The sequence below is a fragment of the Undibacterium sp. Rencai35W genome (assembly GCF_049340185.1).
GTDB lineage: Bacteria > Pseudomonadota > Gammaproteobacteria > Burkholderiales > Burkholderiaceae_D > Undibacterium.
This window is the reverse complement of sequence record NZ_JBMPPC010000008.1, coordinates 180,745-202,307: the sequence shown is the minus strand read 5'-3', so window position 1 is coordinate 202,307 and position 21,563 is coordinate 180,745. Positions and strand designations below refer to the sequence as shown.

General features: G+C 48.6%; 15 protein-coding genes. 4 read left to right on the top strand and 11 right to left on the bottom strand.

The window, feature by feature from the left end; genetic code table 11:
• Positions 1-7: 7 nt before the first annotated feature.
• The 3 genes from ACO0K3_RS17230 to ACO0K3_RS17220 form a co-directional block, all read right to left on the bottom strand.
• Positions 8-811, bottom strand: coding sequence for a hypothetical protein (locus ACO0K3_RS17230; protein ID WP_422986716.1), 804 nt, complete (start codon positions 809-811; stop codon positions 8-10).
• 98 nt (positions 812-909) lie between these two features.
• Complete coding sequence (locus tag ACO0K3_RS17225) at positions 910-2,331, bottom strand: alkaline phosphatase (protein ID WP_422986714.1); 1,422 nt, start codon at positions 2,329-2,331, stop codon at positions 910-912.
• 33 nt (positions 2,332-2,364) lie between these two features.
• Positions 2,365-3,813: an alkaline phosphatase gene (locus ACO0K3_RS17220; RefSeq protein ID WP_422986712.1), complete on the bottom strand. Its 1,449-nt coding sequence runs from the start codon at positions 3,811-3,813 to the stop codon at positions 2,365-2,367.
• A gap of 217 nt (positions 3,814-4,030) precedes the next feature.
• Here ACO0K3_RS17220 and ACO0K3_RS17215 point away from each other — a divergent pair, with 217 nt between their 5' ends.
• On the top strand, positions 4,031-5,539 hold the full coding sequence (locus ACO0K3_RS17215) for a DUF3369 domain-containing protein (protein ID WP_422986710.1): 1,509 nt from the start codon (positions 4,031-4,033) through the stop codon (positions 5,537-5,539).
• Between the two features lie 26 nt (positions 5,540-5,565).
• Here ACO0K3_RS17215 and ACO0K3_RS17210 read toward each other — a convergent pair whose 3' ends face one another.
• Both ACO0K3_RS17210 and ACO0K3_RS17205 read right to left on the bottom strand, forming a co-directional pair.
• On the bottom strand, positions 5,566-7,521 hold the full coding sequence (locus ACO0K3_RS17210; RefSeq protein ID WP_422986708.1) for a GAF domain-containing protein: 1,956 nt from the start codon (positions 7,519-7,521) through the stop codon (positions 5,566-5,568).
• Positions 7,522-7,798: 277 nt separating this feature from the next.
• Positions 7,799-8,257, bottom strand: a complete 459-nt coding sequence (locus ACO0K3_RS17205; protein ID WP_262837253.1) for an Lrp/AsnC ligand binding domain-containing protein — start codon at positions 8,255-8,257, stop codon at positions 7,799-7,801.
• Between the two features lie 140 nt (positions 8,258-8,397).
• Between ACO0K3_RS17205 and putA the strand changes: the two genes are divergently transcribed.
• On the top strand, positions 8,398-12,060 hold the full coding sequence (gene putA / locus ACO0K3_RS17200; protein WP_422986706.1) for a trifunctional transcriptional regulator/proline dehydrogenase/L-glutamate gamma-semialdehyde dehydrogenase: 3,663 nt from the start codon (positions 8,398-8,400) through the stop codon (positions 12,058-12,060).
• Positions 12,061-12,221: 161 nt separating this feature from the next.
• Here putA and ACO0K3_RS17195 read toward each other — a convergent pair whose 3' ends face one another.
• The 3 genes from ACO0K3_RS17195 to ACO0K3_RS17185 all read right to left on the bottom strand — a co-directional run bounded on the left by ACO0K3_RS17195 (position 12,222) and on the right by ACO0K3_RS17185 (position 16,162).
• Positions 12,222-12,737, bottom strand: a complete 516-nt coding sequence (locus tag ACO0K3_RS17195) for a DUF2059 domain-containing protein (RefSeq protein ID WP_422986704.1) — start codon at positions 12,735-12,737, stop codon at positions 12,222-12,224.
• Positions 12,738-13,737: 1,000 nt separating this feature from the next.
• Positions 13,738-14,856: a hypothetical protein gene (locus ACO0K3_RS17190; RefSeq protein WP_422986702.1), complete on the bottom strand. Its 1,119-nt coding sequence runs from the start codon at positions 14,854-14,856 to the stop codon at positions 13,738-13,740.
• 91 nt (positions 14,857-14,947) lie between these two features.
• The gene (locus tag ACO0K3_RS17185) at positions 14,948-16,162 is read right to left on the bottom strand and encodes a DUF3419 family protein (protein ID WP_422986700.1); all 1,215 of its coding nucleotides are present in this window, start codon (positions 16,160-16,162) and stop codon (positions 14,948-14,950) included.
• Positions 16,163-16,285: 123 nt separating this feature from the next.
• On the opposite strand from ACO0K3_RS17185, the gene ACO0K3_RS17180 reads away from it, so the two are divergent.
• On the top strand, positions 16,286-16,822 hold the full coding sequence (locus tag ACO0K3_RS17180; protein WP_422986698.1) for a DUF2867 domain-containing protein: 537 nt from the start codon (positions 16,286-16,288) through the stop codon (positions 16,820-16,822).
• A gap of 126 nt (positions 16,823-16,948) precedes the next feature.
• Here the strand turns inward: ACO0K3_RS17180 and ACO0K3_RS17175 are convergent, their stop codons facing one another.
• Together ACO0K3_RS17175 and ACO0K3_RS17170 are read right to left on the bottom strand one after the other, a co-directional pair.
• Positions 16,949-18,058 carry a GNAT family N-acetyltransferase gene (locus tag ACO0K3_RS17175; protein WP_422986696.1) on the bottom strand — a complete coding sequence of 370 codons (1,110 nt, stop codon included), beginning with the start codon at positions 18,056-18,058 and terminating at the stop codon, positions 16,949-16,951.
• Positions 18,059-18,378: 320 nt separating this feature from the next.
• Complete coding sequence (locus ACO0K3_RS17170) at positions 18,379-18,903, bottom strand: SRPBCC family protein (protein ID WP_422986694.1); 525 nt, start codon at positions 18,901-18,903, stop codon at positions 18,379-18,381.
• A 173-nt stretch (positions 18,904-19,076) separates the two neighbouring features.
• Between ACO0K3_RS17170 and ACO0K3_RS17165 the strand changes: the two genes are divergently transcribed.
• The gene (locus ACO0K3_RS17165; protein ID WP_422986692.1) at positions 19,077-19,766 is read left to right on the top strand and encodes a glycine zipper 2TM domain-containing protein; all 690 of its coding nucleotides are present in this window, start codon (positions 19,077-19,079) and stop codon (positions 19,764-19,766) included.
• 79 nt (positions 19,767-19,845) lie between these two features.
• Here ACO0K3_RS17165 and glpK read toward each other — a convergent pair whose 3' ends face one another.
• On the bottom strand, positions 19,846-21,315 hold the full coding sequence (gene glpK / locus ACO0K3_RS17160) for a glycerol kinase GlpK (protein WP_422986690.1): 1,470 nt from the start codon (positions 21,313-21,315) through the stop codon (positions 19,846-19,848).
• Positions 21,316-21,563 lie beyond the last annotated feature (248 nt).

The following is a 21,563-nucleotide window of genomic DNA, read 5'->3' as shown; positions in this document are numbered from 1 at the left end:
CCGGATATCAATCAAGAAAATCCGAGTACTCTTTTTGCGCATACCCTTTCAAATTCTGCCAGGGTAATTCACGTGTCAGGGTCGCCAGCGGCTTGACGTCCACACGACGATAAAATGTCGCCGCCTTATCGCCACTCTCGATCACCAGAGGAATTTGTTTTTTTTCATCCCACAATACGCGCTGATAAACACCATTCTTCTCACGTTCACGCCAGCGCGCACCTGCTACGGTGGAAACTTGCGCAGAATACGGAATCGTTTGAACCAGCTTGGGATCCAGCAGGTAAAAACTATTATCCCAAGAGCCGTCGAAATTGACATTCTCATATTCGGACGGTGGAATTGCGACGACATCTTTACTATGTGCGTCGACGTATTCAACCCGGACTTTGTTATTCTCGAGGACGACATGACGCGGAATCACGACATGATTAAAATGCTTATGCTCTGTCGCACTGGCAGCTGGTGCGGTGTTCAACGCGACTTTTTTCTTGCTTACGGTCTTATCGTCGTCATGAGATTCCACGACATTTTTAGGCAAGACACGGACAACCCAGACATGGCCAGGACGACGTAACATTTTTTCTTCATAACGCGCTTCACGCGTAACGCCTTCAGCGGTCAATACCTTGCTGTAATACTGAATATTCAGGTCGAGGTCCGGCGCAGTAAGGTTCTGTGCAACTGGGATAAGGGGCGTGGATGCGGGTGCGGATGCGGCCTGTGCTGACGGAACTGACAGAATTGACAGAGCTGAGAAGGCGGCGATACTTGCGAATAATAATCCCGGCACATTCGATACGGATTTCATACTTATCTTTCAAAAAAACTAAAGGTGAGCCTAGGATCTGAGGCTCACCTTATTGTTCAGGCTGCTTTGATGACTACAAAGATCACAAGAGCCGGGACTTAGAAACCAAACGCAGACTTCAACAAACCGAAGACCTTGGTATTGTCCAGTGTGCCTTTAAATACTTTGGCACCGGCACCGGTTGCGAACAATTTTACATCGCCGCCACCGTGCGTTTCGCTGGCCAGACGCACACCGGTTTCTTGCAAATAATTGTCTGCCAACACGGTAGCGCTGTCGAGGTTGTTACGCAGGTTAGGGCGGTTAGGACCGTTGCCGAATACCAGCGTCGTGTAGGTATTGCCATCCGCATCCAGGCTTGGCGTACCGTCTTTGTAATTGCGGTTGATATCCAGAATTGGATTGCCACGTTTGCCATAACCGTTGAATGCCAAAGTGTGATCATGATCAGCAGTCACAACGATCAGGGTATTTGCCAGTGTCGGATCGGTCAATTTCGCTTTATCGAGTGCAGCTTTAATCGCGTCGTCGAATGCGATCGTATCAACCAGTGCGCGCTTGGCATTCGTGCCATGCAGGGCGTGATCAATACGGCCACCTTCTACCATCAGGAAATAACCATTCGTATTTTGCGATAACAGATCCATCGCTTTGGTCGTCATCTCAGCCAGGCTTGGCTGTGTTGCACCTTCGCCTACCGGTGGTGTCGCAGCGCGGTCGAGTTCATATTCCAGATGGCTTTTACTGCTATACAGACCGATGAATTTTTTGTTATTTGGTGCTGCGGCCATATCCGCTTTTGTTGCCGCGACGGTATAGCCTTTTGCTGCGAGTTCAGTCAGCAGATTGCGACCATCAACACGGCCTAATTTACCTACGCTAGTTGCTGCATCGTAAGGCAGAAAATGATTACGGCCACCGCCCATCAACACATCGACACCGTCGCCCAGTGCCGTGTTGTAACCGGTACCACCCGGTACCGCCTGCGCAGCAATCGCGTATTGCGCGTTGCGGTTACAAATATGGGAGTAGGTCGCAGCTGGTGTTGCATGCGTCAATTCTGTGGTCGTGATTGAGCCAACTGCTTTGCCCTTGGCTTTAGCGAGTTCGAGAATCGTTGCGACCGAAACGCCGTTACCTGTAGCTGCACAGTTATTGACGCCGAGATTGCCATTCGCGTCTTTGGAAGGAGGCGTAGCAACTGTGTCTGCTGACATGGAGATGACTTCATTATTCATCTTGACGCCGGTCATATACGCAGCCATTGACGGTGCGCTGTCGGTAGTTTGTGCGTCGTTTGAATACGTTTTAATACGTGCTGTACGCTCCAGCTTATCCATATTCAGGCTACCGTCTTCACCGTATTTGTAGATGCGGGATGCGGTGACTGTCGATGGACCCATGCCGTCGCCGAGGAAGAAAATAATGTTCTTGGCTTCGCCCGCTGCATAAGCGGACGTGTTGGCGAATGCAGAGGCCAGAGCCAGTCCCAGCAAAGAGAACTTGAGTGTGTGTTTCATGATGTTTTCCAATTCTTAATATGTGCAGATCGATTACAGACCAGAGGCAGTTTTGACCAAAGTGAATACCTTGGTGTTATCGATCGTGCCGAGGAAGGTGTCTGAGCCTTTGCCAATCGCGCCGAGGAAGACGTCGGTACCGCCATGGGTTTCGCTACCGACCGCAACACGTACAACCGCTTCCTGATGGTAGGTGTTGGCGCTGGTCACGGTTTCATCGAGGCTGGCCATCGTAGAACGGCTGCCTTGTGTGCGGTTTTCACCGTTACCAAAACCGATGATGGAATATGGCGCACCATCCAGATCTTTGTCAGGAACACCCGTAACATAGTTTTTCACTACACCGAGCACGCCAGGGTTACCCGCGGCGGTCTTGCCTGTGCGCTTGGCGTAACCGTTCAATACCAGAGTGTGATCATGGTCAGCAGTAACAACGATCAGGGTATTTTTCAGATCAGGGTCAGCAATCTTGGCTTTCGCAATCGCGGCTTTGATGGCGTTATCAAAAGCGACGGTGTCTTGCAATGCTTTTTTCGCGGTTGTTTCATGCAGAGCGTGATCGATACGACCGCCTTCGACCATCAGGAAATAACCTTTGGAATTTTTTGCCAGGACATCCATGGCCTTGGTCGTCATTTCTGCCAGACTAGGTTCTTTAGCAGGATCACGGTCGAGGTCATAGCTCATGTGGCTTGAGGTGAACAGACCAAATAACTTGTCCGTCTTGGTACCGTCGATCGCATTGAATTCTGTGCTGTTGCTGGCGTAGGCGTAATTTTTTGCCTTCATTTCAGCAACCAGATCACGTCCGTCAGAACGCTTACCGCCATCTTTAAACGGCGTAAAGAATTGCTTACCGCCGCCCAGTAAAACGTCCAGACCGGTTGTGCCTAATGCGGTGTTGTAACCAGTGCCGCCAGGTACCGCTGCTGCTGCAATATCGTTTTCCAGATCGCGATGGCAGATGTGGGAGTAGGTGGCAGCCGGTGTTGCATGCGTTACGCGTGTTGTTGTGACGACGCCAGTGGACAAGCCTTTTGCTTTTGCAAGTTCGAGTAACGTGGTTGCAGGTGTGCCGTTCTTGGTGCCGCAGTTGTTGACCAGCTTGTTCCCATTTGCATCTACCAGCGGATCAATTGCCAGTGTGTCAGGTGACATCGACAACACTTCGTTATTCATCTTTACGCCCGTCATATAGGCTGACATCGACGGCGCGCTGTCGGTAACCTGTGCGTCGTTGGAGAAAGTTTTAACAAACGCTGTCTCAGGCAAAGTGTCCATAGTGAGTTCACCATCTTCACCGACCGAGTAGATACGCGCTGCTGTCATGGTTGTCATACCCATGCCGTCACCCAGGAAGAAGATGACGTTTTTTGGCGCATCGGCGACGGGTTCTGTGACGGGAGTATTGCTGCTGCAGGCAGCGATCAAAGTGCTGATTGCGACGCTGAGTCCAGCGGCGTAGAGGGGTCTGCGTGTCATGTCGTCCATCCGGCTAGTGTGAAAAACCGAGACTGTAACAAGGCTGTGTGACTGGTTCGTGACGGACTTATTAAATTTTCATGACATGATTACGCTGTGAATGATTTATGAACACACAATCTTTGTTATATTGAGGCTTGCGTTAAAGCAGTTAAGACCATCAAAAATTCTCCGCCGCTCTTTTCACTCACGCTTTGCGTAACAAGGATTGATCCGTATGTCATTCTTGCAATCGTCGTCCAAACTCCCTCCCTGGAAAGTCCTGCTTGTTGATGACGAGCCGGATATTCATGATGTCACCAAGCTGACCCTGAGCCGTTTCCGGCTGGATGGCCGTTCCTTAGAATTCCTGCACGCGTATAACGGGCCTGAGGCCAAAGCTGTGTTGAGCAAGGAAACCGATATCGCACTAGTGTTTCTGGATGTTGTTATGGAAAGTGATGACGCCGGATTAGAAGTAGCGCGCTGGATGCGTCAAGATCTCGGTAATCAGTTCACTCGCATTGTCTTGCGCACTGGCCAACCAGGGCAAGCACCGGAAGAAAGCGTCATTGTGAATTACGACATCAATGACTATAAAGAAAAAACCGAACTTGACCGCACCAAGTTATTCACTACTACCTTCGCCGCCCTGCGTGCATATCGCGACATTATGCAAGTCGAAGAAGCACGCCGCTTCCAGGCGACCTATCGGGAAGGTCTGGAACGCGTCATCGAAGCGTCTGCACATATTTTTCAGCAACGCAATCTGCATGATTTCGCGAACGGTTTGCTACAGCAAGTCGTTGCGCTATTACGTCTGGAGCAGAGTATGTTGTTGCGCCTGCGTGGCGCCAGCGGTATCTCGGGTCAGCAAAGTTATGAAGTACTTGCCAAGATCGGTAATTTTGATGATGACCACCAGTTGTTCAGCCAGGATTTATTAACTCAATTAAATGATGCCACGGTCAACCGTATCTCGCGTCTGTATGGCGACGTGTATGTCGGTTACTTCCCGAATAGTAGCGGCAAGGCTTCTTTATTGGTGTTAAAGGGTGTGGAACAAGTCGGCGAAATTGACGCTAAATTGCTTGAGGTTTTTTCTTCTGGTGTTGCGATTGCGTTTGATAATATCTTATTGAATCAAGAGATCAGTGACACGCAGGGTGAGTTGATTATGCGGCTGGGTGATGTGGTCGAATCACGTTCACACGAAGCAGGCAATCATGTACGCCGCATGGCCGAGGTCTGCTATTTACTGGCACTTGCATCGGGGATGCCAGCGGAAGAAGCCGGTGTCTTGAAGCAAGCTGCACCGATGCATGACATCGGTAAAATCGCTACGCCGGATGCGGTGTTGCTCAAGCCAGGCAAACTTGACCTCGATGAGTGGAACATCATGAAAATGCATCCGCAAGTCGGCATGTCGATACTGGACGGTTCACAGCGACCTATCCTGAAAGCTGCAGCGATTATCGCGCATCAACATCATGAAAAATTTGATGGCTCAGGTTATCCGCAAGGTCTGGCAGGTAATGAAATTCATATCTATGCACGTATCGTTGCCGTGGCCGATGTATTCGACGCACTGATGCATGCCCGGGTCTATAAACCTGCATGGCCCATCGATCAAGTGGTACAACATTTACGCGATGTCAGCGGCACACATCTCGATCCTGTTTTTGTCGAACTGATGATAGCGAATATCGATAAAGCGCTGGAAATTAATCTCAGCTTTCCAGACTAATCCAGACAAAAAATAACACTTTGGAGCTATGTCGGTTTGACGGAATTTTTTGCCACTATCGGGAAACGTATCTGATAGCTCAATCCGCTGCCTGGCTGGCTACTTGCCTTAACTGTTCCGCCAAGTACGCCGGTAATCAGGTTATAGATGATATGCGTACCGAGACCGCTGCCTCCTTGTCCGCGCTTGGTGGTGTAGAAAGGATCAAATAATTTGTCTAGTCCATCTTGATCAACGCCGATGCCGTTGTCGGTGTAATCGAATTTTAAATTAGTACCATCGGCCTCTGCTGTCATCCGTATCTGTCCCTCGGCATTATTCTCAAAAGCATGGTGTATTGAGTTCATCAGGAGATTGGTTACCACCTGAGATACCGCTCCCGGATAACTGTCGAGCCGTATCTCTTCAGGACAATCAATCTCAACGCGGATGGGTCGCCCTTTGAGCTTGGGCTGTAAAGAAAGCAGGACTTCGTCAAGATAAGTTTTTAACTGAAACAGCCGTTTGTCATTCGATGTCTGATCAACCGCTACCTGCTTGAAACTGCGCACCAGCGTGGCTGCACGTCGGGTATTGCTGGTCAGAATACGCAGCGACTGATCGACGATATCCAGAAACTCTTCCAAACTCTCTTGTGTCATGGTATCGGCTGCCATGTCTTTACGTGTGAGCTTGAGCTCGTCAACCAGATGGCTGGTCGCTGTGACGCAGATCCCCAGCGGCGTATTAATTTCATGCGCAACACCCGCAACCAGGCGTCCCAGGGACGCGAGTTTTTCTTGTCTGACTAATTCTGACTGAGCTTCTTGTAGCGCAAGCAGCGCTTCGTTCAGCGTGGTGTTTTGCTCTTCCAGACGGGCTTTGGCATTGCGCATTTCGCGGTCGGCTTCAAGGCGCGTCACAGCCACTGCGACATGGCTGGCGACGAAGGCGAGTAATTCGAGATCGGTCTCATTGTACAAAATATGCGGATCATAACTTTGCACCACAATCACACCGTGGACATGATCATTAGCGAGGATAGGCGCGCCCATCCAGCTGTATAACTCCATATTCCCTAGGGCTTGCCTGATCTGGCCACCAGCAACTAACTCAGCGAGACGCGCCTTGTCGATCAACTGAGCGTGTTCGCAATGAATCACAAACGATGTCATCCCGACTCCCAGCGGGAAACGCTTCATCGACGGGTGCTCATCCTTTTCATCGACAAAATACTGAATACTGATTTCTTCCGTGTCCTGATGATACAGCGCGATCATGAAATTCCGCGCCACCAGTAACTGACCAATGATCTGATGCAATTCGGCATACAAACTATTCGGATCGGCTGCAGAAAAAGACAATTCGGCGATCTGATACAAAGCCCGCTGCAAGGTCTCGGTACGCCGTCTCTCTGTGACCTCATGTGCCAGTAAAGCGGTGCGCTCCTGTACCGCACGCTCCAGACGATCTACGCTCTGAAATCCTTGCAGGGCATTTGATACATGATTGGCGATGAGACCGAACAGCGCCTGGTCTTCCTGATTAAAAGTATGTTCGGCGTCATAGCTTTGAATAACTAAAGCACCCAGCGATTTTTTTTCGTGATCCAGCAAAGGATAGCCCATCCAGTGCTCAGCCCGAGCACCGCTACCCCAGGGATTTCCGGCAGCTTCTTGAGCGGCATCTTCTTCGGCTGTCATGACCAGGGGCTGACGATGATAGATTACCCAGGCAGTGGGGGATGCCTCTGGTGATTCTAAAACAACGGGAATTGCCGGATCCGGAGAGGGGTCGAATTCATCGACGTGATAGGCAAACTGAATGCTGTTTTGCTCGGCCTTGTATAAGGCAACATAGAAATTCGCCGCGTACATAATGCGGCTCAAAGCCTGATGCACCGCATGTAAAAACTCGTTGATATTGTTGCAGTGATTAGAAATCTGGCCGATTTCTAGCACCATGACTTGCACAGCTTCAAGACGACTCAGACGGCTTTCCATCTTTCATCCTTTATGCTTTATAGGCAATTGGTCTCAACAAAGATCATATAAATAAACGGGATTGATGCAAAGCGACAAGCTACACATTACACACTGAACCCGCAGGCTAGATGCGGCTTTCAGAGGTTTTTCGTGCCAGCAGGCGCACTCCGCTTGCGGGTTCGTTTTGCGTAAGTCCTAATAAAAAAGAACTCGCTGTCCGGGAGTTCCTTTTTGATTGCTGCTTTGATGCTCAGTTTTTTAACGACGGTGTCTGATTGTATCTGATAAGGCCTGATCAGCGAATCGGCAGATTGGTCGTATTTTTGACTTCTTCCATCACCGCATAAGTGTGCGTCTCGCGTACGCCATTCAATTGCAGCAGAGATTTACCGAGGAAGTCACGATAAGCATTCATGTCTTTGACCCGGGCCTTGACCAAGTAATCAAAACCGCCGGCGACCATGTGGCATTCCAGAACTTCAGGAATCGCTTGTACGCCACGCTTGAAGGCATCGAAAACATCCGGTGTGGTTCTGTCGAGTACCACTTCGATGAATACCAGCAAGGCAACATCGAGCAAATGAGGATTCAGTTGTGCGGTGTAGCCCAGGATGTAGCCGGACTCTTGTAACTTACGCACACGCTCAAGACAAGCGGCGGGGGACAGGTTGACCCGGGTCGCTAGTTCTACGTTACTGATGCGGCCATCATTTTGTAATTCGGCCAGAATTCTTTTACTGATTTTGTCGAGCATAAGAAGTCAGAGTAGTGGTTAATAAAATTCGGTGTAATTTTCTCACAAAATAGAAAATTCCGATATACCTTGATATTTCCAGAATTAATCATCTACGTTCATCTATACAATCAAATCAAATTTGTTTTGATAAAAATTATATGAATCCCACTCAGACCTCTATGCCTGCCCAGACACCTTTCCAGCAATTACAAGCCGAAATTCTTCCCGAACAAACTGCATTAAGAACGGCAATTACTAAAGTATACCGCCGCGACGAAGTCAATGCAGTCCAATACTTACTTGCACATATTAATCCACATTCTGATTCGCAACAGACAGTGCATCAGTTGGCGCATCAACTTGTGAGTTCGGTGCGACAACAGCGTACCCGTGCATCAGGTGTCGATGCGTTGATGCATGAATTTTCTTTATCGTCCGAGGAAGGCGTTGCCTTGATGTGCCTGGCAGAAGCCTTATTGCGTATTCCCGATCATCAGACCGCAGATCGTCTGATCGCAGACAAAATCAGTAAAGGTGACTGGGCAAAACATCTGGGTGAATCGCCGTCCTTATTCGTCAACGCGGCAACCTGGGGTCTGCTGGTAACCGGTAAGCTGGTCAGTACAAATAGCGAACAGGGTTTAGGTTCGGCGCTGACCCGCCTGATCGCTAAAGGCGGAGAGCCTTTGATACGCAAAGGTGTAGACCTCGCGATGCGTATGCTGGGGAATCAATTCGTGACTGGTCAGACCATCCAGGAAGCGATTAAGAATAGTCAGGATAACGAGAAGCGCGGCTACCGTTATTCCTACGATATGCTGGGTGAAGCAGCATTGACGGCACATGATGCGGCGTTTTATCTGAAATCCTATGAGACCGCGATCCATGCCATCGGTAAAGCATCGAATGGTCGTGGTATCAAAGATGGTCCAGGTATTTCAGTCAAATTATCAGCCTTACATCCGCGTTATTCACGCGCACAAAAATCACGTACCTTGAATGAACTGTTACCAATTCTCAAAAATCTGGTTCTGCTTGCTAAGCAATACAACATCGGTCTGAACATCGATGCTGAGGAAACGGATCGCCTTGAGTTATCTCTTGATCTGATGGAGGCATTGGCATTTGATCCGGAATTAGCCGGATTTGATGGTATCGGTTTTGTCGTGCAGGCGTATCAAAAACGTTGTCCGTATGTGATTGATTACCTGATTGATCTGGCTCGCCGTAGCGGCCGTAAGTTCATGGTGCGTTTGGTAAAAGGCGCTTATTGGGATGCCGAGATCAAGCGTGCGCAAGTCGATGGTATGAGCGGCTTTCCTGTCTATACACGCAAGGTCTATACGGATTTATCGTATCTGTTCTGCGCGCAAAAATTGCTGACAGCGACGGAGGTCATCTATCCGCAATTCGCCACGCATAATGCATTGACGCTCTCGGCGATTTATACCTGGGCGCAAAAAGCTGGTATCACCGACTATGAGTTTCAGTGCCTGCATGGCATGGGCGAAACCTTATACGATCAGGTCGTCGGTAAAGACAAACTCAATAAACCTTGTCGTATCTACGCGCCTGTCGGGTCGCATCAGACTTTGCTCGCTTATCTGGTACGTCGCTTATTAGAAAACGGCGCTAATTCTTCTTTCGTGAATCAGATTGTCGATGAAGCTGTCTCAATTGAATCGCTGATCGCCGATCCGATTGACGTAGCAAAAAAACTGGGCGGAGTGCCACATACCGGGATTAATTTACCTAAGGATTTATTCGGTTTAGAACGTAAAAATTCTTCTGGCCTGGATTTCAGTAATGAGATTGAATTACAAAAAATCAGTCGTCATTTTATTCAGACCAGTCAAACCCAAATCCAGGCACAACCTTTATTACAAGGTCAAGTCTCTGCAAGCCTGGCCCGCGCAGTAATTAATCCAGCCGATCATCAGGACATCGTTGGCAGCGTAATCGAAGCCAATGCGCAAGATGTACAGACGGCACTGGCACAGGCTGAAGCGTATGCGATTGACTGGCAAACCACAGCACCTTCAGAACGCGCAGCTATCTTGAAAAAAGCCGGTGATTTGCTGGAAGCACACACCTTGGATTTTATGGCTTTAGCGATTCGTGAAGCCGGTAAATCACTACCGAACGCCTTGGCAGAAGTACGCGAAGCAGTGGATTTTTTACGCTATTACGCAGCACAAGTAGAACACTTGCCAAATACTCTCGCGCTTGGCCCTGTCGTTTGTATCAGCCCGTGGAATTTTCCTCTGGCGATTTTTATCGGTGAAGTCAGTGCTGCATTGGCGGCCGGTAACGTAGTTCTGGCAAAACCAGCAGAGCAAACACCGATCATCGCTTATCGTGCAATCCAGCTTTTACATAAGGCTGGCGTACCACGCGGCGCTTTGCAATTCTTGCCTGGTACAGGGGAAGTCGTTGGTGCGCAACTGGTTGCCGATAGTCGCGTCAACGGCGTGATTTTTACAGGCTCTACCGAGGTCGCACAAATCATCAATCGCACCCTGACTAAACGCTCAGTAGCAGAAAATATCGACATTCCGCTGATTGCAGAAACAGGCGGCCAGAATGCAATGATTGTTGACAGTAGTGCCTTACCAGAGCAAGTCGTCAATGACGTTGTCTCATCTGCTTTTGACAGTGCAGGCCAGCGTTGCTCTGCCTTGCGTGTACTTTGTCTGCAAGAAGATATCGCAGATAAAACCATAGAAATGCTAAAAGGCGCAATGCAGGAACTGCGTATCGGCAAACCTGATCAGCTCGCTATTGATATCGGACCAGTTATCGATGCAGACGCACAAAAAGCACTGCAAGCGCATATCGATCAGATCAAACAAAAAGCCACAGCAAGTTATTCATTAAAACTTGCGGAGTCCTGCAATAAAGGCACCTTTATTGCACCGACTGTCGTCGAGATTCAGTCCTTATCTGAACTGACCAAAGAGGTATTTGGTCCGGTATTGCATATCCTGCGCTACCAGCGTGATCAGTTGCCGCAACTGATTGACAGCATCAATGCGACTGGTTTTGGTCTCACATTGGGTATTCATTCCCGTATTGATGAAACAATCAACTTCATCAGTTCACGTGCACATGTCGGTAATATTTATGTGAATCGCAATATCGTCGGTGCTGTTGTCGGTGTGCAGCCCTTTGGCGGTGAAGGTAAATCTGGTACAGGACCAAAAGCAGGCGGCCCTCTGTATCTGAAACGCTTACAAAAAAATCCTTCTGGTAGTCTCGGCGGTCACACAGTGTATGAGCGTCAATCACCTCCTGCGCTGGAAGCATTGTTGGTCTGGGCTAAAACACATGGTCATGAAAAAATCGCCGAACTCGCCGATCACTATGCACACGCTAGTCCTTACAAAATCACTCTGGTATTACCTGGACCAACTGGCGAACGTAATACCTTGTCATTTGCACCGCGTGGCAAGGTGTTTTGTGCGGCAAGTAGCGTAAATTGCCTGCTGAATCAAATTGCAGCATTGCTGGCAACAGGCAATATCCCCGTTTTGCCTGCGCAAACCATGGCAATTCTGCCGTCTGGCTTACCGGCAGAAGTTCGTGATCAGATCAGACAAGCAGAAGCAGGCCAGGAAGAGCTCCAGTTCGCTTTAGTTGAAGGTGACCTGCTCGGACACTACAAACCCGTCTTTGCAGCTCAGAACGGCGCTATCGTGTCTGTAATCGAGATGCATGAAGAGACCGAAGCTCCTTTATGGCGCCTGGTTGCTGAACGCGCCCTGTGTGTCAATACAACTGCAGCTGGTGGAAATGCCAGTTTGATGACGTTGCAAGACTGATCGTGCAGGTGATTTAGATCATTTGATGAGGTCAGTGAACAATTAGTTGTCATTGTCGCTGACCGATATGTGAAAAAGGTGAACATGCTTATAGGTATGTTCACCTTTTTTATTGCTTAAGTTAGTTGTTACAGGTCACAAAATCCAAAAAATTTACGCTTTTATTTCTTTTTTATTTTTTCCATATCTTGCGCTAATTCTTTTGAGGCTACTTGCAGTTTTTCCATCATAGGCACCATGATTTTTTGCATGGATCCCATGGTGTTTTGGATTATTACTGGCATCTTTTTGATCATCGCTTGACCGGAAGGTGATTGATAAAACGCTGTAATGCCGTCTACTTCTTCTTGAGTAAGGCTGTCTGTATAAATCTTAATAAATATTGGCTCGAGTTTTTCCCAACTTATTTCTTCCTTATATACGACAACAATCTTCGCCCTGAACTTATCTAATGCAACTTGTTCTTTTTCACTTGGTTTTGCACCCTTTAAGGCTTGTTCCATCGAACTTTTCATGAGGTTGTCAATTTGCTGATCGACGCTACGAATCAATGATTTGGCGTTAGTCAGCACGAAGAGTTGCTTAATCGATTCTTCAGTTGGCTTCGCGTCTTCTGCATGGGCATTACTTAGAAATAGGCTGAGAGCCAGTAAAAAAGCTAATTTAGTTGATGTCATTTTGGGTGAAGGAGGATCTTTGCAAAAGTGCTTATTAATTTTATATGAATCTAACGGTTTTCTGGCTTTTTCTGCTTGGTTTGCTTTTCTTTGTTTAAAACAATAAAGGTATATATATAAATAGTAGTAATAGTTAACGTAGCGATGTTTCTGTGGATAACCTGCCTTTTATCAACAGAATCAATGCACTGCGAAAAAGATAAACCCATGAAGAAGTCTTGTATGACGACAGGACAGTTATTGGATAATTTTTCTTGTTCTTGTTTATTTTATGGTTTCGCACATGCTGTGCAGTGGATATCCTTAGACTTATCCACAGTCAGATTTGCTATATGGACTTTTTCAGGCTTATTTTTACCTCAGTCACTTAATTTACGGGTTTTTTTAAATAACCTGATGGTAAAAAAATTCATCAGAACGCTGCGCCTGCAGTTTTCGACCATAGCGTCACTATCCCATTACCTCACCGATCTAGGATCACTTAGATCCACACGATGGCTTTCATGGGCAGAAAATCTAGGTTTGTAAGCACGCTGCAATTTTTTATATTGGCTTTTGATCTTTAGCCGCGCATTTTTTATTCGTTATAGCGTTAGCCGGGTAGTTGAAATGGCATTTGCTTTGAATGATTTTGATAGAGGTGGTTTTTAATAAAACAGAAAGAGCAGAAGTCTTTGTTGTTTACATTAAGGTATATATATACATAGTAGTAATAGTTAATGTAGCGATGTTTCTGTGGATAACTCGTTTTTTATCAACAGAATCAATCTTTTACAGAAAAGATAAATACCCTGATAAGCCCTGTACTGTAAAAGAATAGATTTGGGATAAATATGTGAGCTCTGCAAAAGTCTGGGGTTTTGCACAGACTGTCCTGTGGATATGCAGACACTTATCCACAGTTGAATTCTAGGTTTTCATTAGACTTCTATTCATTCACAGAAGCGCGCGGATGGCATGCCACTCTCACAGGAATGGCATAGCCAATATGATGATAGCGTCAGTACTGGTCGGCTTTGCGTAGTATGGCTGGGGCCAGCTTTTGTAGGGTTTTTGCCCACATCTGTGTCATGCATTGCTGATAGCGGGATAAATGGCTTGTGAATACGGCGCTGTATTCGAGATGTGCCTCACCGCCGCGAGCGCGTTTGAATTGACTGGCACCCGAACTGTAGTGAAGTTTTGCCTGTCTTTGCTTTGCCTGCTGCAACAATAAAGCCATGAGGCGACGATAGAGTCCTAATTCTTGCGGCAGGCTGGTGTCGTAGCCTATTAGTGGCGTGGTTATCCAGCCAGATTCAGGATGATGATAAATGCCAATCACACCGACCAGACGGTCGTGCCAGCGCAAGGCATACAGATCAAGGAAGCCCGTTTCCAGGCAAAGTTCAAAGAAAGCCGGCGTGAAGTCCGGATTCAGTCTCGAATGTTTATCGATAAACAGCTGGCGGAACAATGCACGCATTTTTGGCAGATCGCTGCTGCGTATTTCTTCTGGCGGGATAATCTGTATGGCCGTGTCGTGTAATAGCCGTGCATCTTTTTTAACGTGATTGTGTTTCCAGACTGCGTTGTGACTTGGGTCGCAGGTGTAAATCATGCGTGCCGGTATCAGTTCCCAGGCTTGTTGCTGCAACGCATTTGCCAATTGCGGACTGATTTCCGGACAAATATTGCGCATCATAAAAGGCCGGTCCGGATACAACTCACGTAAATGAGCGGTCAGATCCTTGATGTCGTTTTCTTGCCAGTCGGGATAAAGATTGGTCGACATCAGGTGATTGCCGACAACCGCGGCACGGTCGATATCACTGGCACTGAGCATGGCGGCCATTGGACTGAAAACCAGAGTGCTGGCCATGGAGGCTAGTGTCTGCGTATAGGCGGGGGCATGCCGTATCGCTTCGTCTCTGGCATAACGTAGCCAGGCGGAGCGCGGACTCGCCACATAACTGGTATTGCGGTTGCTGACATCAAGTAAGCTGACCGGCTGCGTACTATCAGCAATACTGATGCATTCAATCTTGCAATCAACATTACTCAGCCAATGCGCGCCGCCACGGGCTTTCGCTGCAAGCAGCCATAGAGCATCAGCACGGAGTTGAGGTGAAAGTGTCAAAGCGGCAGCGTCAAATACATGAGATGAATTAAACGAGGCAAACGAATTTAACTAATTAAATGAATCCAATAAGCAAAACAAATGAGGTCGCTCAGACTTTTTGATATAAATGCATGCCACCGTAAATTGCTGAACGATCCGTTGCATACAGCGCACGATTATGTGCGACATCAGTGTGCCAGGCGGAGATCAGATGAGCAGGCAATTTGCCTTCCAGCGGAGATTCTTCGCCACCGGTACGAAACACAACTTTGGCACCTGGTGCGGCGGTACGGGTCACTTCTTCCCATAATTCCGTCAACTGCTGCTGATCCATCCAGTCTTGCGCATCAAGGAACAGATAAGCATCCATCGAGGCGTTTGTCTGTTTGCGTAAAAAATCGGTCAACGTAATGTGATGGGCATGCACCCGGTCAATGTTCAGGCGCAGGCTGGTGAAATACTGTTTTTGCAAATACATCGGTAAAGCCGCTTGCTTACTCGTATCGTGGCGGCGTCCGAACGCTTGCTGGGCGAAACAATTTTCTTCAATCGGAAAATCACAGGCCAGGTGACGCATTCTTTCTTTGAATAAGAGATGCAAGCCTTGCTTGGCATCATGTTTTAGCGCGGCAAATTGCGACGGCGGAATTCCCAGACTATACAAAGCCACAGGCTGACGTGCGATGAAGCGGAAGATGGCGGTATCAAATACCGGTGCCAGATAACGGTCAAATAAACGACTTTGCTCCTCCGGCGTGCGCGCTTCCAGAAGTTTTTTCATATTGCCGCCCATCATACGGACGAACATATGGGCAAAACCGATGAAGTCACCCAACAAACCGTATTGATAAGCATTTTTGCTGAAATAGCGATAGCGCGGCTGACCCAGCAAGGAACGGCTTTCCCAGAATGTGCTGGCTTCTTCGCTCAGATGCGGGCGAATGTGGCGCTGATACCGTTTCAGATTATCGCTATGTGCGGCATTACCCAGATAGGCCAGAACCGAATCGTAATCCGGCAAATGCTTGATGGCTTTTTTCTTCATCTCCAGCATCGCCAGATGGGCTGCGTTCAAATCAACGGCGTGTACCGCAGCCGGATTTGCTGACAGATACGCAAGCGCGTTGCAGCCACCTGATGAGATGGTCAGGATATTGGCACCGGCCTTCAGTTGCAATGCATCAAGATCCGACTTTGGATCTTCCCAGATCTGTGCATAGACCAGGCGACTAAACCAATGCGTGAACAAACGATCAGCTAAACCTTTGCTACCTGACGTGGTAGAGTTGATAATTGCAGTATCGATAAGTGTCTTGGTGTTCATGCCATCTCCGCATATGGATAGAAGTTTTGTGAACTGTAGGTAATCAAGGTGACAGGCAAGTGACAGCTTGATGAAGAATTGATGAAATGACGGTCAATATGACGGGCGAACAACAGGATCAGTATGATTAGTCAAACCACGGTACCGGAGGCAAGCAACATCGCAGACTATGCGTATGACTCTGATTTTCAGCATGCATTTGCGATGAGCGTGGGTAGCTACAAAAAATCCGCGCTCGATTTATATCTGGATCTGGTGGCGAAAACCCCGGCGTGGATCGATTTTGTCATCACGTCACGAAATAAGCTTGTACGCTTGTTTGGCTTAAAGCATCTAGGAAATTTTCGCGGTATAGAACGCCGTCGAAAAATGTACAAGGTTGGTGACAAGCTCGGTATTTTTTCTATCCTGGCGATGTCCGAACAGGAAGTGATACTCGGCGATTGTGACAAACATCTGGATGTCCGGGTGTCGGTCTTTAAGTCGGATGAAAACGACACGGCGATTGTTTCAACCGTTGTCCACATTCACAATTTGGTCGGACAGATGTGTTTGTTTTTTGTGGTGCCGGCACATAAACAAATTGTTCCTGCACTGCTCAGGAAATGGACAGACCCGGGTAGCCGCTCACGTCGATTTAACCGGGTGACGGACAAATAATCACGCTAATAGGCCGGTGCATAAACTCAATGAAAATCAATGATACTCGACGAAAATTCAACGAAAATTCAACGAAAATTCAACGAAAATTCAACGACATTTAGCGGAACAAATCAACCGGACTAATTAATCTGCAATTAAAGACTGACGCCGCTTGCGGAAATGACTGATCGATTTGACGATGCGGTTATGCCACCAGCCTTGTTCTGCAAACTGAATTTCGACATAGCTTTTGAGTTCCGGCCCCCAGCGGGTTTTTGATACATCTTCTCCCACCGATAGGTTGATGCGCTGGAGTTGCGCGTCCATCGACCAGCAAATCACTTCGACTAGCAGCGTCGTCATTACACTGTACTTCGCATAGGCGAGATCGTAGCCGGAGTAATAAAGATACAGCTCGTCACCCATCAAAAATCCCAGACGCACCGCGACAACCTGTTGATCGACGCTTAGGCAAAACAGGTGCATGCGGCTGGCGAAGGGCGATGCCAGCAGGGCAGTGATAAAGTCTTTGTGCTGAGGATTTGAAAAATAGTCGGGATGTTTGACCGACGTATCCGCTGCGGCCCGCGCACCATGTAATTGGTAAAACAAACCAAGTTGCGCCGTGATCGCCGTTTGCCCCTGTAGTACTTGCAGGTGCGGTACCAACTGGTCGCGTGTCAGTGAGTTATAACAACGTCGTATCGATTCTTTGATATTGCGTTTTAAGCCAGTACGAAACTGATCCCAGTTGGCGGCCAGCGGCAAAATGAAATTAGGAATATGACGCTGATCAAGCTGATGTAATGACGAACGCTGTCTCAGAACTTGTGCCTGCGACGCTTCGGCGATGAACTGACGTTCAACAAGTCCTGCCGAGTATTGTTCATGTAAATCCAGAATCGCATTCGTCAATGCGGCTTCATAACCGGGTAAGACCAGCGGAATACGGATCTCCGTCAGATTGGGATCGGAGCCAAATGGCCGGACGTAGCGATACAGCGCCGCGCCCGCAATACCGATGCATGAAATGAGCAAAGGAGCGATGCCGACCAGACGATCCTGATCGTACAAAGTGACGATGGCTAACTGATCCTTGCGAACCAGCGTCTGAACAGCAAACACGCGCCACCAGCAACGGTTCCAGTCATAGGTCTGGAAAGGCAATAGCTGAACAAGTTGCTGTTCAAGGCTGCGCCATGACGGTTCTAAAGTATCAAATTCAGCATCCGTCGTAAGCAGCAGTGTTTGCATCGTGAAAAAGTAGAAGGAAAAATAAGGCGAATCTGAGAGTTTGATGTAGCGCTGCTCAGGAACTAGGCGATTATGGGGAGCTAAGAATGGAAGAACCCCTCAGAGACGCTACAGATACAAACTAGTCAGTGCGGTTTCAGGCCAATAACAGATACTCCCCTGTTTTTCTCTTAAAACAGGCCTGTTTCCGCGCTTATATCAAGCGCAAAAATTTATACTAGGACCCAGTATATAAATATAGCCTATGAAAACTGCCCGTATCCGCCACAGTAAATCGCCTGAAGATTGCAGCTTTCGCAACAAAGCTTGCTATTCTATTTCTATTCAACAAGTTTCTTCAAGTTATTTAATCCGGCTTCAAAATCTGGCCCTATCAGTTTGTCCATGAACGGGACAAACAACTTGGTGGACACGCTACCCTCGCTGGTCCCTTTCATGGTCCAGGTGATTTTGGTGGCCTTGCCTTGCGGTTCAAAAATGAAGCTGCCGGTCGATGGCTTGCCCATGCCTTCGAAGTGCAGTTCATAATCGATTTGCTGGTTCGAGACTACGTTGGTGAACTTCATGCCACCGTTGCCCTGACTTTTACTCTGCCAGTCCCAGGCCGCATCTTTGCCTGCTTCTGGGCCAGTGAATGTCATGACCATGGCGGGATCGCGCTGGTTCCAGATCGACCATTTTTGCCATTCTTTGGTCGTGACGACCATGGGATAAATTTTTTCAGCTGGCGCGTTGATCACGATACTGCGTGATACGCCGTAGTCGTTTGGCAGTGCAAAGGCAAGGGCGAGAATGATAACAATCAGTGCAAGCAGCGTACCCAGAATGCGTTTTAGTAGTTTCATCGTAATCTCTCCAGTGGAATTGACGGGCTTAAGGCGAAATCATTCTGCGCACATTTGGCAAAAATAACAAGTGTCATGCGGTTTTACAAAGGATTACAGATGACACATCTCTCGTCTATGTTTTGACCGCAGGCACTTCTATACTGAGTTTGTTACAACTACCAAGCTCAAATATGGAAAACACACCATCTCCACGTCGTATCCACCCTTTGCTGGCAGCGGCGGCGGTATCTGTTACCTTGCTGTCCCTGGTCGGTGTCGCCGCAATTACAGGGGTGATCCCCAGCTCGCAAGGGCATGGCAATCCTCAAGATCCGATGGCTTCTGGTAATAGTCTGTCACAGCCAGATAATATGACGCAAAATACGGCGCAAAATGGTACCGTCCCTGGCGACAATATGCATGCTCCTGTGGTTGACCGCTCACCGTATCCGGTTGATGCACCGCGTCGCCATTCAGGCGCGTCACATCAGTCCGCCGCTAATAATCAGCTTGCGTCTGATACCTCCAACGACAGCGTAACGAATAAAACGATTTGCGCGAATTGCGGACGTGTAGAAGCAATCCACACTGTTCAGCAACAAGCCAAACCTAGCGGTATCGGTGTCGCAGCGGGTGCGGTCTTAGGCGGTATTCTGGGTCATCAGGTGGGTAACGGCAACGGCCGTACACTGGCTACGGTTGCCGGTGCTGTCGGCGGCGGTTATGCAGGTAATGAAGTAGAAAAAAGATCCGGCACGAACACGGTTTATCAAGTCAAAGTCCGCATGGATGACGGCAGCCTGCGTACTTATCCGCAAAACGGCTGGCGCGTTGGCGATCGTGTGAAGGCAGTCAATGGTGCACTGGAATCTTTGGGGTAATCAGCATTGGTGCCGCATCAAGAGTTCTTTGTTAGTGCGGTCTTTTATCATGTCTTATTGAATCAAGATTAACGCTCACTTAGCGTACACGACCCACCGCGACATCCCATTGCTGCATCAACTCACTGGCCTGATCGCGGCTCATGGCAGGTAAAAAAGTCCGTTCCATTTGCCACTGTGCCGCGCATTCTTCCACGCTATCGTAGATACCGACACCCAGACCGGCAAGATACGCCGCGCCCAGTGCGGTGGTCTCGGTGACCTTGGGTCGTATCACCGGAATACCTAATAAGTTCGCCTGAAATTGCAATAGCAGATTATTCGCTGCGGCACCGCCGTCAACCCGTAATTCGGTGATCGGCGCGACGGCATCCCTAGTCATGGCCTGCAACAATGCGGTGCTTTGAAACGCGATTGACTCCAGTGCGGCGCGGGCAATATGTGCCACCGTGGTACCACGCGTCAGACCGAGGATCGCGCCTTTTGCGGAGGGTACCCAATACGGCGCACCTAGCCCCGTAAACGACGGTACAAACACCACGCCACCCGAATCCGGCACGGTCGTCGCCAGATCCTCCACGTCCGGTGAATGCTGTATCGCTTTTAATCCGTCGCGCAGCCACTGCACCACAGCGCCACCGATAAATACGCTGCCTTCAAGTGCATATTGGTGCTGCTCGCCAGTCTGACAGGCCGAGGTACTGATAAGGCCATTATGCGAAGTCGCGCAGACGCTGCCGGTGTGCAGCAACATAAAGCAGCCCGTACCATAGGTATTTTTTGCCATGCCGGATTGAAAGCAGGCTTGCCCGAACAAAGCGGATTGCTGATCGCCAGCGATGCCGGCAATCGGAACCGGCTGGTCAAAAATTGTCGCATTGCCGAAGCGATGACTCGATGCATAGACCTCAGGCAAAATCGCGCGCGGTATATCAAAACAACGGAGTAGCTCGTCATCCCATCGACCCTCATGGATATTCCAGAGCATCGTCCGCGCAGCATTGCTGACGTCGCTGACATGCAACTGGCCCTCGCTGAGTTGCCAGGCCAGCCAGGTATCAACGGTACCGAACGCCAGTTCACCACGCTCGGCTTGCTGGCGTGCATCGGGGACGTGATCAAGCAGCCATTTGATTTTGCTGGCGGAAAAATACGGATCCAGAATCAGTCCGGTTTTTTGCTGTATGCGTTCTGCCCAACCCTGACTGCGGAGCTCATCACAATACGCGGCAGTGCGGCGGTCTTGCCAGACAATCGCATTCGCTACCGGCATGCCGGTCTTGCGGTTCCACAAGATACTGGTTTCGCGCTGGTTGGTGATGCCGAGGGCTGCAATCTCACTGGCGGCGATACCACTTTTATGAAGCACCTCCTTGCAGGTCGCCAATTGGCTCTGCCAGATTTCCATCGCATCATGCTCGACCCAACCCGGTTGCGGAAACAGTTGCCGGAACTCTTGCTGCGCGGTCGCCACGATCGCCCCGGCACGGTCAAACAAAATACTACGAGAGCTAGATGTGCCTTGGTCGAGAGCGAGCAGATAGGTCATGGTCAGTGTCTGTGGAGTTGATGGTTTTTGCATTCAACCAGTAAGTGTAAGAAGTAAGTGTAAATCGTGCGAGACACTTTACATGCTGCACCGCAGAATCGATTGTTCGTGGATAACAACACAAATCATAATAAAAAAGCTAGTAATAATAACCAAGTTTGTTATAGTAAATTATCAAGAGTTTTAACAAACTTGATTAAAATGACAAGCCCGACTGACGTGATGCGGATTGATATAGTTGCCGCTGA